Source organism: Pseudomonas sp. D4-21 (assembly GCF_051132125.1).
In the GTDB taxonomy this organism is placed as follows: domain Bacteria; phylum Pseudomonadota; class Gammaproteobacteria; order Pseudomonadales; family Pseudomonadaceae; genus Aquipseudomonas.
In genome coordinates, this window is record NZ_CP071664.1 from 3,167,937 (window position 1) to 3,184,475 (window position 16,539).

Annotated in this window: 14 protein-coding genes; 13 read left to right on the top strand and 1 reads right to left on the bottom strand. The window is 61.8% G+C overall.

Annotation, left to right across the window (positions count from 1 at the left end):
* Positions 1 to 210 precede the first annotated feature (210 nt).
* The 7 genes from J3Q04_RS14070 (at position 211) to J3Q04_RS14100 (ending at position 8,494) form a co-directional block, all read left to right on the top strand.
* Entirely contained in the window at positions 211 to 564 is a 354-nt protein-coding gene (locus tag J3Q04_RS14070) for a hypothetical protein (RefSeq protein ID WP_434611154.1), read from the top strand.
* 221 nt (positions 565 to 785) lie between these two features.
* Positions 786 to 1,811 (top strand): LacI family DNA-binding transcriptional regulator, encoded by a 1,026-nt coding sequence (locus J3Q04_RS14075; protein WP_434611151.1) that lies wholly within the window; start codon positions 786 to 788, stop codon positions 1,809 to 1,811.
* A gap of 157 nt (positions 1,812 to 1,968) precedes the next feature.
* Positions 1,969 to 2,751, top strand: coding sequence for a sugar phosphate isomerase/epimerase family protein (locus J3Q04_RS14080; RefSeq protein ID WP_434611148.1), 783 nt, complete (start codon positions 1,969 to 1,971; stop codon positions 2,749 to 2,751).
* Positions 2,744 to 3,754, top strand: a complete 1,011-nt coding sequence (locus tag J3Q04_RS14085) for a sugar kinase (protein WP_434563784.1) — start codon at positions 2,744 to 2,746, stop codon at positions 3,752 to 3,754. Before J3Q04_RS14080 ends, J3Q04_RS14085 begins: the two co-directional genes overlap by 8 nt.
* A 55-nt stretch (positions 3,755 to 3,809) precedes the next feature.
* Positions 3,810 to 5,105 carry an MFS transporter gene (locus J3Q04_RS14090; RefSeq protein ID WP_434611145.1) on the top strand — a complete coding sequence of 432 codons (1,296 nt, stop codon included), beginning with the start codon at positions 3,810 to 3,812 and terminating at the stop codon, positions 5,103 to 5,105.
* Positions 5,106 to 5,121: 16 nt separating this feature from the next.
* On the top strand, positions 5,122 to 6,099 hold the full coding sequence (locus tag J3Q04_RS14095) for a 2-hydroxyacid dehydrogenase (RefSeq protein WP_434611143.1): 978 nt from the start codon (positions 5,122 to 5,124) through the stop codon (positions 6,097 to 6,099).
* Between the two features lie 679 nt (positions 6,100 to 6,778).
* A complete protein-coding gene (locus tag J3Q04_RS14100; protein WP_434611141.1) occupies positions 6,779 to 8,494 on the top strand; it encodes an ATP-binding cassette domain-containing protein in 1,716 nt (571 codons plus the stop codon).
* Between the two features lie 244 nt (positions 8,495 to 8,738).
* Here the strand turns inward: J3Q04_RS14100 and J3Q04_RS14105 are convergent, their stop codons facing one another.
* A complete protein-coding gene (locus tag J3Q04_RS14105; RefSeq protein ID WP_420766530.1) occupies positions 8,739 to 9,107 on the bottom strand; it encodes a DUF6124 family protein in 369 nt (122 codons plus the stop codon).
* A 583-nt stretch (positions 9,108 to 9,690) separates the two neighbouring features.
* On the opposite strand from J3Q04_RS14105, the gene J3Q04_RS14110 reads away from it, so the two are divergent.
* Genes J3Q04_RS14110 through J3Q04_RS14135 form a run of 6 tightly spaced genes read left to right on the top strand, consistent with a single transcriptional unit; the run spans position 9,691 to position 16,531 of the window.
* Positions 9,691 to 10,650, top strand: coding sequence for an AAA family ATPase (locus tag J3Q04_RS14110; protein WP_434611138.1), 960 nt, complete (start codon positions 9,691 to 9,693; stop codon positions 10,648 to 10,650).
* Between the two features lie 9 nt (positions 10,651 to 10,659).
* Positions 10,660 to 11,604 carry a DUF58 domain-containing protein gene (locus J3Q04_RS14115; RefSeq protein ID WP_420766532.1) on the top strand — a complete coding sequence of 315 codons (945 nt, stop codon included), beginning with the start codon at positions 10,660 to 10,662 and terminating at the stop codon, positions 11,602 to 11,604.
* Positions 11,601 to 12,095 (top strand): DUF4381 domain-containing protein, encoded by a 495-nt coding sequence (locus tag J3Q04_RS14120; RefSeq protein ID WP_420766533.1) that lies wholly within the window; start codon positions 11,601 to 11,603, stop codon positions 12,093 to 12,095. The genes J3Q04_RS14115 and J3Q04_RS14120 overlap by 4 nt, the downstream gene beginning before the upstream one ends.
* Positions 12,088 to 13,167, top strand: a complete 1,080-nt coding sequence (locus J3Q04_RS14125; protein ID WP_434611134.1) for a vWA domain-containing protein — start codon at positions 12,088 to 12,090, stop codon at positions 13,165 to 13,167. The genes J3Q04_RS14120 and J3Q04_RS14125 overlap by 8 nt, the downstream gene beginning before the upstream one ends.
* Positions 13,164 to 14,897 (top strand): tetratricopeptide repeat protein, encoded by a 1,734-nt coding sequence (locus J3Q04_RS14130; RefSeq protein WP_434611132.1) that lies wholly within the window; start codon positions 13,164 to 13,166, stop codon positions 14,895 to 14,897. Before J3Q04_RS14125 ends, J3Q04_RS14130 begins: the two co-directional genes overlap by 4 nt.
* On the top strand, positions 14,894 to 16,531 hold the full coding sequence (locus tag J3Q04_RS14135; protein WP_420766536.1) for a BatD family protein: 1,638 nt from the start codon (positions 14,894 to 14,896) through the stop codon (positions 16,529 to 16,531). The genes J3Q04_RS14130 and J3Q04_RS14135 overlap by 4 nt, the downstream gene beginning before the upstream one ends.
* The last annotated feature ends 8 nt before the right edge of the window (positions 16,532 to 16,539 follow it).

Below are 16,539 nucleotides of genomic sequence, written 5' to 3' on the forward strand. Positions count from 1 at the left end.
GACATATTCGGTCATCGGCTAGCTCCCCCGCTCGCCAGGCATCGAACAACCCTAGGCTGTGTATGAAATGTGCGCGAGCACATTTCATACAGACCCTAGCAGTCCCAGGGCCAAACGGCACCCTGCGGTGGTAATCCAGCAGAAATTCGCCGGGACTGGCAGAATCCCGTTTTTGCCCCCGCAAGGCTCATCGGAGCCAGGAGCCTTCCCATGCAAATGACCACCGCCCTGCTGATCGCCAACCCATGCGATGACGAAGAAGACAACATGGCCATGCTCTGCTGCCACAGCGCCCAGGGCGAAATGTTCCTGATGACGCGCTATCCGGACGAAGACGAACTGGAGATAACCCTGGACGGCGAGCCCTCGACGCTGGACGGCGTCAAGGTCATCCTCAGCCCGACCCTGCTGAAAATCGAAATCGCCGCGACGGACGCCGATGCGCTCAATGGCGATGATGTGCTGGAAATAACCTTCGATCCCAAGGTGACGGACGTGGCGGAAGTGGAGCTGACCTTGCAGAACATCCTCAGGGGCACGGGGACCTATATAAGCCAGCTCTGACTTCCAGGCGAGCGCTCCTCTGTGGCGAGGGAGCTTGCTCCCGCTCGACTGCGCAGCAGTCGCAAGGCGGCCTATGTAGTTTGTTCTTTACATCGCGGCGAGTGGTGCGAAGCACCGTCGGTCGTACCTGTGACGCGCCGCCCTTGACGACCGAATGAGTTCTGGTGTTTCCTGAAACCGGTTTCAGAGCCTCAATAAATCTAAAAAGCAGGTTTCAATCCGTGAATTCTTTCTCCGCCGCCCAGCGCAGCCGCGTGACCATGCTCGACGTCGCCGAACGCGCTGGGGTCTCCAAGGCCAGTGTCTCGCGTTTCATTGGCGAGGACCGCGCCCTGCTCTCGGAAGCCATCGCCCGGCGCATCGAGCAGGCGATCAGCGAGCTGGGCTACCGGCCGAACCAGATGGCCCGCGGCCTCAAGCGCGGGCGCACGCGCCTGATCGGCATGCTCGTGGCCGATATCCGCAACCCCTATTCGATTGCCGTGATGCATGGCGTGGAAACCGCCTGCCGGCGCCACGGCTACAGCCTGGTGGTGTGCAACACCGACCGCGACGATGAGCAGGAGCGCCAACACCTGGCGCTGCTGCGCGCCTATAACGTCGAAGGGCTGATTGTGAACACGCTGGGTCATCACCGCGATGAGCTGGTCGAACTGCGCAGCGAGATGCCCATGGTGCTGGTGGATCGCAAGGTCGATCGACTCGAAGCCGACCTCGTCGGGCTGGACAACCCGGCCGCCGTCGAGATGGCCCTCGATCACCTCGAACAGCGCGGCTACCGCGACCTGCTGTTGGTCACCGAGCCGTACGATGGCACCAGTTCGCGGATCGAGCGGGTCGACAATTTCAAGGCCAGCATCGAGCGACGCCCTGCCCTGGCCGGCGCCGTGGTGGAAACCTGCGATCAACTGCTCCCGCGCATCAAGACCTTTCTCGCCCAGCCGGACCGTGGCCCCAAGGCGTTGTTTTGCGCTAACGGTATCGCCGCGCTGGCTGCGACCCAGGCATTACGCGATTTGGGTTGCCACTTGTTCGACGATATCGGTTTGATCGCCCTCGATGACCTGGACTGGTATCCGTTGGTGGGCAGCGGCATTACCGCCCTCGCCCAACCCACCGCTGAAATCGGCGCCCGCGCGTTCGAATGCCTGCTCAAGCGCCTGCGCGGCGATAACGGGCCGGTGCAGACCCTGGATTTCTCGGCGCGGTTGATTGAGCGTGGGTCGACGCTTGGAGTTTTTCGGTGATCGGGCTGGCCCCATCGCGAGCAGGCTCGCTCCCACACTGGACTTGCGTCGCACTGAAGATCCCTTGTGGGAGGGAGCCTGCTCGCGATGAGGCCCTCAAACACATTCCATAATTTTTTTGACCAAAACTGAAACCGGTTTCAGAGGTACAACAACAATGACCAAACCAGCCGTTTCCATCAGCCTCTCCAGTTACGGCGCCGACCTCGTGCGCCAGCATGGTCAAGGCAGCTTCATCGCCCTGCTGGCCGCCGCCGGCGCGTCGCGCATCGAATGGCGCGAAGAGCTGCTCACTACCGAACAACCCGCCGAACTGGCCGCTGGGGCGCGGGCCCAGGGGTTGGAAAGTATCTTTTCATCGCCGATCGAACTCTGGCTCCCCGGCCAGCCCAGGCCCAATCCCGCCCTGGCGTCCACCCTGCAACGTTGCGAAGCGTTCGGCTCGGCTTGGCTGAAGGTTTCCCTCGGCCACTTCACTGACTCCCACGACGTATCAGCCCTGGCGGATGCCCTATCGGCAAGCCCGGTGCAACTGCTGGTGGAAAACGACCAGACCTTGCAAGGCGGGCGGATCGAGCCCTTGCAACGCTTCTTCGCGGCGGTGGAAGAACGCGGGGTACCCATCGGCATGACCTTCGACATCGGCAACTGGCAATGGCAGGACCAATCAGCCACCGTGGCCGCCCTGCAACTCGGACGGCACGTGGCATATGTGCATTGCAAGGCCGTGGCCCGACGCGCCGATGGCAAGCTGGTCGCGGTGCCGCCAGCCGCGACCGACCTGCACCTGTGGGAGCAATTGCTCAAGCACATGCCGGTCGGCGTGATGCGCGCCGCCGAGTACCCGCTAGAAGGCGATGACCTGCTGCAACTGACCGCTGAACATGTCGCCACCCTGTCCCGCCTGGGGCAATCGCGCCGGGAGGCCGCTCATGTCTGAGATCGATGTGCTGTCGTTCGGTGAAACCATGGCCATGCTGGTGGCCGACGAGACCGGCGACCTGGCGGCCGTCAACCAGTTCCACAAACGCATCGCCGGGGCCGACAGCAATGTGGCCATCGGCTTGGCGCGGCTGGGTTTTCAAGTCGCGTGGCTCAGTCGGGTCGGCGCCGACTCCCTGGGCCGTTTCGTGGTGCAGACGCTGGAAAAGGAAGGCCTGGATTGCCGTCACGTGGCGGTTGATCCGGCGCACCCCACCGGGTTCCAGCTCAAGTCCCGTACCGACGATGGCAGCGACCCGCAAGTCGAATACTTCCGGCGTGGTTCGGCGGCCAGTCACTTGTCCGTGGACTCCATCGCACCGCCATTGCTCGCCGCCCGTCATTTGCATGCCACCGGTATCGTGCCAGCGCTGTCTGTGACTGCACGGGCAATGTCCTTCGAATTGATGACCCGCATGCGCGAGGCCGGCCGCAGCCTGTCGTTCGACCCCAACCTGCGCCCGAGCCTGTGGTCCAGCGAAGCGACGATGATCAGCGAGATCAATCGCCACGCCGCCCTCGCCCACTGGGTCTTGCCCGGCCTCGGTGAAGGTCGGTTGCTGACCGGTTTTGACGACCCGGCCGACATCGCCGCGTTCTACCTGGACCAGGGCGCCGAAGCCGTGGTGATCAAGCTCGGCCCGGACGGCGCTTATTACCGCACCTCGCGTGACCAGGGATTCATCGCCGGCGTGCCGGTGGCCCGGGTGGTGGACACCGTGGGCGCCGGGGATGGCTTCGCCGTCGGCCTGATCAGCGCATTGCTCGAAGGCCGCGACATCACCGAGGCGGTACGGCGGGCGAACTGGATTGGCAGCCGCGCGGTGCAGAACCGTGGAGACATGGAAGGGCTGCCGACGCGCCTGGAATTGTCGGCTGAATTTGAAACCGCCCATCGCGAGCAAGCTCGCTCCCACAAAGATTCGAGTTACCCCTGTGGAAGCGAGCTCGCTCGCGATTGAATCCACCGCTAAACGCACCTGCTGCATAAAAACAACAAGCTCAGGAGTCAACGACATGCAAACGCTCAACCTCGCCACCCGCCGCTGGTGGTACATCATGCCCATCGTCTTCATCACCTACAGTCTGGCCTACCTGGACCGGGCCAACTATGGTTTCGCCGCGGCTTCGGGCATGGCCGAAGACTTGATGATCACGCCAGGGCTGTCCTCGTTGCTCGGCGCGCTGTTTTTCCTCGGCTATTTTTTCTTCCAGGTCCCTGGGGCGATCTACGCGCAGAAGCACAGCGTGAAGAAGTTGATCTTCGTCAGCCTGATCCTCTGGGGCTCGCTGGCGACCCTCACGGGCGTGGTCTCCAATGCGTATTGGCTGATCGTGATCCGCTTCATGCTCGGCGTGGTGGAAGCCGCCGTGATGCCGGCGATGCTGGTCTATCTCTGCCATTGGTTCACCCGGGCCGAACGCTCGCGGGCCAACACCTTCCTGATCCTTGGCAACCCGGTCACCATGCTGTGGATGTCGGTGGTCTCGGGGTACCTCGTCGAGCAATTCGACTGGCGCTGGATGTTCATCATCGAGGGCCTGCCGGCGGTGCTCTGGGCTTTTGTCTGGTGGCGCCTGGCCGATGATCGTCCAGCCCAGGCCAAGTGGCTCAGCGAGCAGGAGAAGAAGAACCTGGAAAGCGTGCTGGCCGCCGAGCAGGTCGGTATCAAGGCCGTGAAGAACTATGCCGAGGCCTTCCGCTCGCCGAAAGTGATCATCCTGGCGTTGCAGTTTTTTTTCTGGAGCATTGGCGTCTACGGGTTCGTGCTGTGGTTGCCGTCGATCCTCAAGGCAGGCCTGAAGATGAACATGGTCGAGGCGGGATGGCTGTCATCGCTGCCTTATCTGGCGGCAGTGATCGCCATGCTGATCGTGTCCTGGGCGTCGGACAAGGTCCAGAAACGCAAGCGTTTCGTCTGGCCGCCGCTGCTGATCGCCTCCATCGCGTTTTACGCCTCCTATCTGCTCGGAGCTGAACACTTCTGGTGGTCCTATGCCTTGCTGGTGATTGCCGGCGCCTGCATGTACGCGCCCTACGGGCCGTTTTTCGCCATCGTTCCGGAGATTCTCCCGGCCAATGTCGCGGGTGGCGCCATGGCGCTGATCAACAGCATGGGCGCGCTGGGTTCGTTCGGCGGCTCCTATCTGGTGGGCTACCTCAACGGTTCCACCGGCTCCACCGGCATGTCCTTTCTGTTGATGAGCGGCGCGCTGCTGCTGTCGGTGTTGCTGACCCTTGCCCTCAAACCCGGCGCCAGCGACCGGGTCGTGACCAAAACCGCGACGCCCCATCCGGCGCCTGTCCGTTAACGAATCGGGAACCCCCATGAAAAAGCACGTGGTGTTGTACAAGAAACTTTCAGCGCAACTGATGGATCGCTTGCAGGCGCATGCCCAGGTCACCCTCATCGAAAACCTCGATGCCCAGGGCCTGGCGCAACTGCGCGACGCCCTGCCCAGCGCCCATGCCCTGCTGGGCGCGAGCCTCAGGCTCGATCCGTCGCTGCTGGACCTGGCCCCCAACCTTGAGGCGATCGCCAGCGTTTCGGTGGGCGTCGACAATTACGATATCGATTACCTGACCGAACGCCGGATCCTGCTCACCAACACGCCGGATGTGTTGACCGAAACCACCGCCGACACCGGCTTCGCCTTGATTCTGGCAACCGCCCGACGCGTGGTGGAGCTGGCCAACCTCGTCCGCGCAGGCGGTTGGCAACAGAGCATCGGGCCCCGACATTTCGGCAGCGACGTCCATGGCAAGACCCTGGGCATCGTCGGCATGGGCCGCATCGGCGAAGCCCTGGCCCAGCGCGGGCACTTTGGCTTCGGCATGCCGGTGCTCTATCACAGTCACTCGCCCAAGCCTGCGGTGGAGCAGCGTTTCAATGCGCGCTATTGCGATCTGGATACGCTGCTGCAACAGGCCGACTTCATATGCCTGACCTTGCCGTTGACCGCTGAAACCGAAGACCTGATCGATGCACGGGCGTTTGCGCAGATGCGCCCTGACAGCATCTTCATCAACATCTCCCGAGGCAAAGTCGTCGACGAAGCGGCAATGATCGACGCCTTGCGCAACGGGCAGATCCGTGGCGCCGGGCTGGACGTTTTCGAGCGCGAGCCCCTGGACCCGGAATCGCCGCTGTTGCAGATGGACAACGTAGTGGCGACGCCGCACATGGGCTCCGCCACCCACGAGACCCGGGAAGCGATGGCGCGTTGTGCCGTGGAGAACCTGCTGGCGGCGCTGGCGGGTGAAAGGCCAGCGAACCTGGTCAATCCGGGGGCGTGGAAGCGCTGACATTGCCGCCTTCAAAATGTGCCATCGCAAGCAAGATCGCGATGGCACCTGTATTCATTTAGATGTGCACGCAACACAACCTTTCCGGGCACGCCCGCCTTAGAGCGCCGCTGCCGAATTATCCTTTTTGATCCTTCCTTAAATAATATAAACATACCAAACGGCGAAAACAGTAGAGAGAAACCACACTTCCAGCAAAGTAGCTACATTCCTACATCTCCCTCCTACTCAACGGCAAGAACAAACCTACGTCAGCCTCGGAAGTCACGCAATAGCCTTCACATCACCCCAATGCTATTAATTAATCACTTGCGAACTAACGCAAGTTGGGCGCTCGCATCGCGACGCCCATTAATTACATTGGAGTAATCGATATGGGTAGGAAACGCTCTAAAATAAATCATACCTTTTTCGGCCTGTCGCAGGCATTAGGCCTTTCTAAAGATCTGCTCGCAACGGAAGCCGATTTTTTCGCGTCACTGACTGCAAAAAAACTATCCATTAAACGAACGAAATACTCGACCGAACGGTAGCCCGCTTCTCAGGCAACAGCATCGTCACCCAGATCTATATCCCAGGACTTGAGCGCTTCAACATCATTAGAAACGGTCGCTTGGTGGTGCCTCGGTACGTGTTACGCGGTTGAGTTATCGAACGCAAAGCAACCAGGAGCGAGTAGATGCACAGCATCCGAGCAATGATAAAAACCGCCTATAAAAAACACGCCAAACTTCTAGCAATAACCGTAATTACAATTATCGCACTCAAGCTCATCACACTTGCCCCCCCGCTGTTACTCGGGACCATTATCGATACCCTGCAAGACAACAGCAATCCAGCATCGAGCACTCTACGTGCAATGACGACAGGCCTGATTGTCGCGGGATGTATTCATGCCATCATCACGCCTCTGCAGCTCCATGCGCTGTCCAAGCTGGTGCAGGGCATTATCATGAACGCTTCCATTGCATGGATCACCGAACTCATAGGTAAAGAATTTTCGTTATTCAACTCTTGGAGAATCGGTCATTTCATCAAATCGGTCGAGCGCGGAATTACTGCGCACGAACAACTACTCACTTTCATTGTAACCATTGCGCTCCCCGTACTCCTGGAGTTTATAGTTGTTGGGGGAGCTTTTGTTTTCATAGGGGGTGGTGATATTTTTTTGAGCATGACGGCATCCGGAGTTATCTATCTGGCTACCACCCACCAAATTATCAAATGGCGAAGAAAGCACATCGATGCAGTCGATGAACAGGAAGATGAGTTAAGTGCACACCTCTACAACACCCTCAACGCGGGGAAAAACATAAAGCTGGAAGGTGCCATACCTACTGCCCTGCACCCGTTGAACGCGGCGTTCAGACGTTATGCCAGCGCTGCTGTGACTACCGCATCCTCTGGCGGCCTGCTGAGCACCGCCAAGATATTGTTCGTAAGCCTCTCCACTGGGGGATTGCTCTACTGGGGCGTCTTGGACCAGCTTTCGGGTCAGCCCAGTATCAGTGTCGGGCAGTTGGTTGCCATTTTTTCAATCGCGGGGAGTTATCTGCTCAGTATTTCAACCTTGACTGACGGGTATCGTGTTCTTGATCAGTTCCTTGCAGACCAGGGTCAATTTCAGGGTCTGCTATCACTCCCGGACTTCGATCGCAGCAATCGGCTGGCCTTGGTTGATTCCCAGCGCTCCTCAGTTCTGGAACTCGGCCCCTGCGAAGTGACGGGAACGGGACCGCTTCGCCTGTCGATCAAGCGCTCCCTGGCATTTGCTCAAGGGCAGTCAGTGGCCGTTACGGGCCCTAGCGGCGCAGGCAAAACCACTTTTCTGGAAGTCCTCGCCGGGCTTGATGCATCAAAGCGAGACCTACTGAGCATCGACTTGGTACCGGTCTCACTTTTGACCGGCCAAGCCCACTTGGACGCCTTGAGATACTGCCCCCAACAACCGCGATTTCTGGAGGGTTCTTTTGAACAATCGGTTCTGTTCGGAGGCAGCGCATCGCCGATGTTGTCTAGAGCCATACGGCAATTGGAACTGGATGAGATTGTGACAACACGGCAGGTCAGCGAAAGTGCATCGAATATCTCCGGAGGCGAAGCTAAACGCCTATCACTGCTGCGCCTTATCAACAAACCCGGAAAATTCAATATGTTCGACGAGCCAAGCGCATCCATCGAACCCAGGCTGACCACGCCTCTATGGGACCTGTTATTCGACGTTTTTGCCGGGCAAGGGTTGATATGTGTCACCCATGACATTGACCACCTGCATCGATTTGACCGGGTCATTGTGATGCATGACGGGGCAATCGTGGAGGATGGTCGCTGGCTGGATCTTATCGACAGGCCAGCAATCAAGCTGCTGGTGGATGAGATTCGGATGCAGAACTAGCGAAATATGGTGCTGGATCTGCTGCCGTCATCGTCGGATCGCCGCCGGAGCAGGCTCGCTCCCAAGGTTTTGCCGTTTGCCCAAATTTAAGGAATGACACAAGTCCCTTGTGGCGAAGGAGCTTGCTCCCGTTCGGCTGCGCAGCAGTCGCAGGCCCGGCGGGCGCGGTGTGTATGGGGAACCGCGCCGGCTCGGTTTGGGGCTGCTGCGCAGCCCAGCGGGAGCAAGCTCCCTCGCCACGGGGTTATGTCGGCTGACGGGTTTCGATGTTGTCCAGTGCACGGTTCGCCAGCAGGCTGCCCAGTTCGATCAGTTGCTGAATGCCCAGGAGGAAATGCCGGCGTGAACCGTCCAGGTCGAAAGCCAAGTCATTGGCCATGGCATTGGCCGAAGCCAGGGTTTCGCTGAGGTAGGCAAGCAAGCTTTCGGTGTCGATGTCCTTGTTGACGGTAAAGAGTTGGCCGGGGGCAGGTTCTGCTCCGGGTTTGGCCGGTTTGCGTTTTAGGTAATGGTCGAGGACTCGGTCGGTGACTTCGTCGTGTTTTTGGGACTTGGTTTTTGGGCGCGGTGAGGACGAATCGGTGTTCGGTGGGTTGGGCGTTACTTTGAACATAGATGAAACTCCAGATTAGAAAATTGGAGCCATCTCTCTCGCTACCAAACGAAGGGAGGTGGCCATACGAAGGTTGGTAGACCGGTTATCTGGCAACCCGGCGCGTCCAAGGACGCCCTGCGCATGACCACCATAAAACAGAGGACGAAAAGCCCCCTATATCAGGCTGCACCTGCGCCAGAAAACCGGGCTACCAAACCCGATCGCTGATTCCTCAACGACCCGGAAACGATAGAACCTGCCTTCCAAGCGCACAAGCCGGCGGATTCTGGCGCAGTCGTAGGCAATGGCGCAAGACAACGTAGCCTGTTCCAGAGCACTCCTACGTCCGGATAAACACCCCTTCATTTTGAGAGTGCGTTGCACTCAAGCGGGAGCAAGCTTCCTCGCCACGGGGTAAGTGCGCCTGTCCGGGTGGGATTCTTGGCAAGCAAACCCACCCCCCAATGTTTCCAAGCCGATCACAATTCACACGGCCGATCAAAATCCCGTTAGTCGCCACCCCCCGCCATGCATTAAAGTAACGCCCCCAGCCCCGGCGTTATCCGAACGCCTGGGCCACCCTTTCCAGGAACAGTCATCGATGGAACATCGTGAAGCGCTGCTGGCGCTGCGAACCTTTCTTTCTACGCAGATTCTCGGCCAGGACAAACTCATCGAGCGCCTGCTCATCGCCTTGCTCGCCGATGGGCATATGCTGGTGGAAGGCGCGCCAGGGCTGGCGAAGACCAAGGCGATCAAGGAGCTGGCCGAGGGGATCGAAGCGCAGTTCCATCGCATACAGTTCACCCCCGACCTGTTGCCGGCCGACATCACGGGCACTGAGATCTATCGTCCCGAAACCGGCAGTTTCGTGTTCCAGCAAGGGCCGATCTTTCACAACCTGGTGCTGGCGGATGAAATTAACCGGGCCCCAGCCAAGGTCCAGTCCGCCTTGCTCGAAGCGATGGCCGAGCGGCAAGTCAGCGTCGGGCGCAGCACCTATGAACTGTCGCCGCTGTTCCTGGTAATGGCGACACAGAACCCGATCGAGCAGGAAGGCACCTACCCCCTGCCCGAAGCCCAACTCGACCGATTCCTGATGCACGTCAAGATGGGTTTCCCCGACGCTGCGGTGGAACGCCGCATCCTGCAACAGGCCCGAGGCGAGGCACTGAACGGCGAGACCAAGCCGGAGCGGCGCGTCAGCCAGCAGGCGATCTTTTCGGCGCGCAAGGAAATCCTCGGGTTGTACATGGCCGATGCCGTGGAGGAATACCTGGTGCAACTGATCATGGCCACCCGCAACCCGGCCAAGTTCGATCCGGAAATGGCCGAGTGGATCGCCTACGGCGCCAGCCCACGGGGCTCGATTGCCCTGGATCGCTGCGCCCGCGCCCACGCCTGGCTGGCCGGGCGCGACTTCGTCAGCCCGGAGGACATCCAGGCCGTGCTGTTCGACGTGCTGCGCCATCGCATCATCCTGTCGTTCGAGGCCGAAGCCGCCGGCATCGATCAGGACCGGGTCGTGCAGCGGATTCTCGACGTCGTCGCCGTCGCTTGAGTATCGACAATGAATAACCCACTGGCGCCCGTCCCGGGCATCCGCGTCAGCCTTTCGGAGCTGATCGAGATGCGCCATCGCGTGCGCGAAGTGCAGTTGTTCTCCACGCCTGGCCAGCGCAGCCCACTGATTGGCCTGCACCATTCCAAGCTGCGAGGGCGCGGGGTGGATTTCGATCAGGTGCGGGTCTACCAGGCCGGCGATGACGTGCGCACCATCGACTGGCGGGTCACCGCGCGGACCCAGGAACCCCACACCAAACTGTTCCACGAAGAACGCGAGCGGCCGATCTTCATCATGATCGAGCAGAGCCACCGCCTGTTCTTTGGCTCCGGGCTGATTTTCAAGTCGGTGCTGGCCGCTCGGGCCGCAAGCCTGATCGGCTGGGCCGCGCTGGGGCACAACGACCGGGTTGGCGGACTGGTGTTCGGCAACAACGCCCATTACGAAGTCAAACCACGGCGCAGCAAGCAGAGCCTGTTGCAATTGCTCAACCGTCTGGTCCGGGTCAATCAGTCCCTCCAGCCCGACGGCGAGTCGGACCGCGACTCTTTCGGCGTTGCCTTGCGCCGGGCCCGGGAGGTGCTGCGCCCCGGCAGCCTGGCGATCATTATTTGCGACGAGCGCGCCTTGTCCGACAGCGCCGAGCAGCAACTGACCCTTCTCTCGCGCCATTGCGACCTGCTGCTGTTGCCATTGTCCGACCCGCTGGATCACGCCCTCCCCGCTGCCGGATTGCTGCGTTTTGCCCAGGGCGGCGAGCAACTGGAACTCGACACGCTGAACCTGGAGTTACGCCAGACCTATCGCGCCAAGGCCGAAGCACGGCTGGAGCGCTGGGAGATGTTGGCCCAGAAGCTGCGGATCCTGATGCTCCCCTTGAGCACTCAAGGCGACATGGTCGAACAACTGCGTGAATACCTGAATCCCAAGCGCCCGGGGAAAGCCCGATGAGCAGCCTGGATCAGTTGCAGCCACTGATGGCCCCGCCTCCCATCGGATTCTGGCCGCCCGCGCCGGGCTGGTGGCTATTGCTGTTGTTACTGCCGATGCTGGGCCTGGGCTTGTGGCAGTTACGCCGATTCATCCCCATCAAACGCAGCAGCGCCCGGGCCGAACAACCGCTGGACCCGGTGCGTCTGGCCGCACTGGCCGAGCTCGCGCTGCTGCCCAAGCCCTACGACGGCGCACCGGCCGGCGCCTGGTTGCAACAACTCAACGGGCTGCTCAAGCGCTTGTGCCGCAATCACTATCCGTACAGCCAGAGCCACACACTCAATGGGCGCAAATGGCTGGCCTTCCTCGATAACCGCTGCCCGGCCGCCGGGCTGACCCGATGGATGATCCTGGTGGAGGGCGCCTACAAACCCGAATGCAAGCTCGATGACAAAGCCATCGCCGGCCTGACCCAAGCCGTCGAAATCTGGATTCGCAAACATGTTTGAATTCGCCTGGCCGTGGATCTTCGTCCTGTTGCCGCTGCCCTGGCTGATGCGCCTGGTGCTGCCGGCTGCAGACAGTGGCGAGCCGGCGCTCAAGGTCAGCTTCCTCGATGAACTCGAAGGGTTGGTGGGCCGCCGGGCCCGGGCCAATCTACCGACGTGGCGCCAGCAGGCCCCCTTCATCCTGCTTTGGCTTCTGTTGTTGATCGCGGCCGCCCGCCCGCAGTGGCTGGGCGAGCCGTTGCCGATCGCCGCGAGCGGTCGCGACCTGCTGGTGGCGGTGGATGTGTCGGGGTCGATGGACTTTCCCGACATGCAATGGAAGGACGAAGACGTCAGCCGTCTGGCGTTGGTCCAGCGCACGCTCGGCGATTTCCTCGAAAGCCGCGAAGGTGACCGGGTCGGCCTGATTCTGTTTGGCACCCAGGCGTATCTGCAAGCGCCCCTGACGTTCGATCGCCGCACCGTGCGGCGCTGGCTCGACGAAGCGCGCGTAGGCATCGCCGGCAAAAACACCGCCATTGGCGACGCCATCGGGCTGGCCCTCAAGCGCCTGCGTCAACGCCCGGCGCAGAGCCGAGTATTGATTATGGTGACCGATGGCGCCAACAACGGCGGCGAGATCGACCCGCTGACCGCCGCGCGGTTGGCTGCCGATGAAAACGTGAAAATCTATCCGATCGGCGTGGGCGCCGATCCGGAACAAAGTGGCACCGCCGGGTTCCTGGGCGTCAACCCGAGCCTGGACCTCGACGAAGCGACACTCCGAGAAATCGCCCAGGTGACCGGAGGCCAGTATTTCCGGGCCGAGGACGGCGAGCAACTGCAGGCGATCAAGACAACACTTGACCAGCTCGAACCGGTGTCCCAGCAACCGACCCAGGCCCGCCCGGCCCACGCGCTGTATCAGTGGCCGCTAGCCGTCGCACTGGTGTTGAGTATGTTGCTGGTGGCACGGGAGCGCTGGCCGGACAATCCATTGCAGCGCCTGTTCACCCAGCCGCTGTTTCAACCCGCGCACCCTTCCGAATGGCGCCAGCGGCTCAAGCGCCTGCGACTGCGGAGGCGCCGATGATCGCGCTCTGGCCGCACTGGCTGCGCCCCGGTTTCATCCTGCTGCTGCCCTTGCTGGGCTGGCTGCTCTGGCAACTGTGGCATCGGCAAAAACGCGTGGGCCGTTGGCAGATGATCCTGCCCCCGGCATTCCACGGGGTGCTGCTCAGCGGCGGCAGCGGAAGTGAAAGCAAACTGCCCTGGATTGCCCTGGGCCTGGGCTGGCTGCTGATGGTGCTGGCCTTGCTTGGCCCCAGCTGGACACGGGTCGAGCAGACCAGCCAGAAACCCGCCGATCCGCTGGTGATCATCCTCGAACTGACACCGGAAATGCTTGCCACCGACGTCCCGCCCACGCGTTTGGAACAAGCCCGTCGCAAAATACTGGACGTGCTGCACAACCGCAGCGACGCCCAGACCGCGATCATCGTCTACGCCGGCAGTGCCCACACCCTGGTGCCGCTGTCCGATGACCTGGCCACCAGCGCCAACCTGCTCGAAGCCCTGGCGCCACCAATCATGCCCCAAGGCGGCCACCGCGCCGACCTTGCCGTCAACAAGGCCATGGCCCTGCTGGACCAGGCCGGGCTCGGCCACGGGCGTATCCTGCTGATCGCTTCGTCGCTGAACGAGCAGGAACGCATGGGCATTCGCCAGGTCCTGGACGGTTCCGCCACCCGCTTGCTGATGCTGGGCATTGGCACCCGCGAAGGCGCGCCGGTGGCCCAGGACGACGGCAGTTACCTCAAGGACGCCCAGGGCGCTATCCTCGTGCCGCGCCTGGACAGTCCGAGCCTCAAGTCCTTCGTCAATGAGCTGGACGGCCGTTACCGCGCCACGCATGTGGACGACAGCGACCTGCGCGGCCTGGGCCTGATGGACGCACCGCGCCAACTGCGCAGCGATGGCCAGACATTGCGCCTGGACACTTGGGCTGACCAGGGTTATTGGCTGCTTCTGCCGCTGTTGCTACTGGCGGCGTGCGCGGGGCGGCGCGGCTGGCTTTTCTGCCTGCCGCTGCTGTTCGTCCTGCCGCAAACAGGCCATGCCTTCGAATTCCAGGATTTGTGGTTGCGTCCCGACCAGCAAGGCCAGCACCTGCTCAAGCAAAAACGCCCGGCCGAGGCCGCCGCCCGTTTCGAGGACAGGCAATGGCAAGGCGTCGCCCTCTACGAAGCCGGCGAGTACAGCGAAGCGGCTCGGCGATTCGCCGAAGGCAACGACGCCCGCTCCCACTACAATCGCGGCAATGCACTGGCCCGCAGCGGTGAGCTGGAGGCGGCGATCGATGCCTATGAGCAGGCTTTGGAGTTGCAACCGGACCTGCGTCCGGCGCAGACCAACAAAGCCCTGGTGGAAAGCCTGCTCAAAGAACAGACTGCGCCACCGGACGAGCCCGAATCTGCCGAAAACCAGGAACCGCCTCCCACGGAGCAACCGCAGGAGACCGACAGGCCCAGCCAGTCGTCCGAGCAGGGCCACCCCTCCTCCGAAGCGACAGCCACGCCGGACGACTCCGAGGCGTCCGAGGCCCCACCGCCCGGCGCCCAGGATGTGCCGGGCAGCGAGTTGCCCGACGAGCAGACCACCACCGCGCCGCTCCGCCCGGCCGCGGGTCAACGCAACGAAGAAGAACAACGCCAGGCGCTGGAACAATGGCTGCGCCAGATCCCGGACAACCCGGGTGAGCTGCTCAGGCGTAAATTCTGGTATGAACAGCAAAGCCACCAGGCCCAGGAAAAAGATCAATGACCCGCTTCACCGTCTACCTCCTCGCCTTGCTGCTCTGGACTGCCGGGATCCAGGCTGCGCAGTTGACTGCCAGCGTGGATCGCAGCCGCCTGAATTCGGGGGAGACCGTGGAACTGACGCTGGAATCCAACGACGCCACGCTGTTCGGCAAACCCGATCTGAGCCCGCTCCAGGAATTGTTCGACGTACGAGGCACCCGCCAGGTCAACCAACTGACCACCCTCGACGGCGAGAATCGCGCCACGACCCGTTGGATCGTCACACTGCTTCCCCGCCAGAGCGGCACCGTGGTGATACCGGCCCTGAAATTGGGGGAAGTGACCAGCCAGCCGATCACGTTGCAGGTGATCGAAAGCGAAACCCGCAACGCTTCCGGCACCCTCGCACCGGTGTTCATCGAAGCCAGCCTCGACCAGGCCGAAGTGTACGTGCAGGCCCAGGCGATCCTGACCTTGCGCATCTACCATTCGGTGTCGCTCTACGACGACAGCAGCCTGACACCCTTGCACATCCCCGATGCGCGCACCGAGCAACTGGGCGAATCGCGCACCTACGAGAAAGTCATCAATGACGTGCGCCACGGCGTGATCGAACTGCGTTATGGCATTTATCCGCAGCGCAGCGGCGAGCTGGCGGTCCCGGCACAGACCTTCAGCGCCACGCTGGTCGAACCCACCGCCCAGGGCGGCGCATCGCCCGTCGCCAAGCCCGGCCAACTGATGCGCGTAAGCTCCACGCAGTTGCTGCTGACCGTCAAGCCAAAACCCGCCAGCTACCCGGCCGACCTTCCCTGGCTGCCGGCCCGCAGTTTGTCCTTGAGCGAAAGCTGGAGCCCGGAACCGACCCACAGCCAGGTCGGCGACTCATTGACCCGCAGCTTGACCCTGGAAGCGGAGGGTCTGACCAGCGCCCAATTGCCGCCACTGCCTGCTACCGAAATCAACGGCCTGCGCCGTTACCCCGACCAGCCGGTGCTGAGCAGCCGCAGCAGCGAACGTGGCCTGGTGGGCAGCCGCGAAGACCGCGAGGCACTGGTGCCCAACCGCAGCGGCACTATCGAGCTGCCGCCGGTTGAAGTGGTCTGGTGGAACACGCTGGAAGATCACCTGGACCGCACCAGCCTGCCCGCGCGCACGCTGCAAGTGGCGAATAATCCAAGCTTGATGGTCGACACGCCGGCGGGCACTGCGCAGATCGTCACGACCGTCGACAGCGAGACACTTTGGTATTGGCAGTTGAGCACGCTCATTCTGGCGTGTACGACGCTGCTCGGTTTCGGCCTGTGGTGGCGCGCCCGCTGGCAACCCGCCGTCCTGCGCTCGACCCAGGCCGGGCCAAGCCCGCGCACCCTGCTCGATGACCTCAAGCGTGCCTGCCTGGCCAACGACTCGCACGCTACTCGCCAGGCATTGGACGCCTGGGCTCGGCAGCAACCGGAAACCCTGGCCGACATGGCGGCGCGCTTCGTGCCGCTGTCCGATGCCCTCGACGGCTTGAACGGCGCCCTCTACAGCGAAACCGGCCAATATTGGCAAGGCGAAGACCTGTGGCGCGCCATCCGCGCCATTCCGCCGCTCGAGGGAACGCCGGACGCGGCGGGTGATTCCAGCTTGCCACCGCTTTATCCCAAATAGCCGGGATA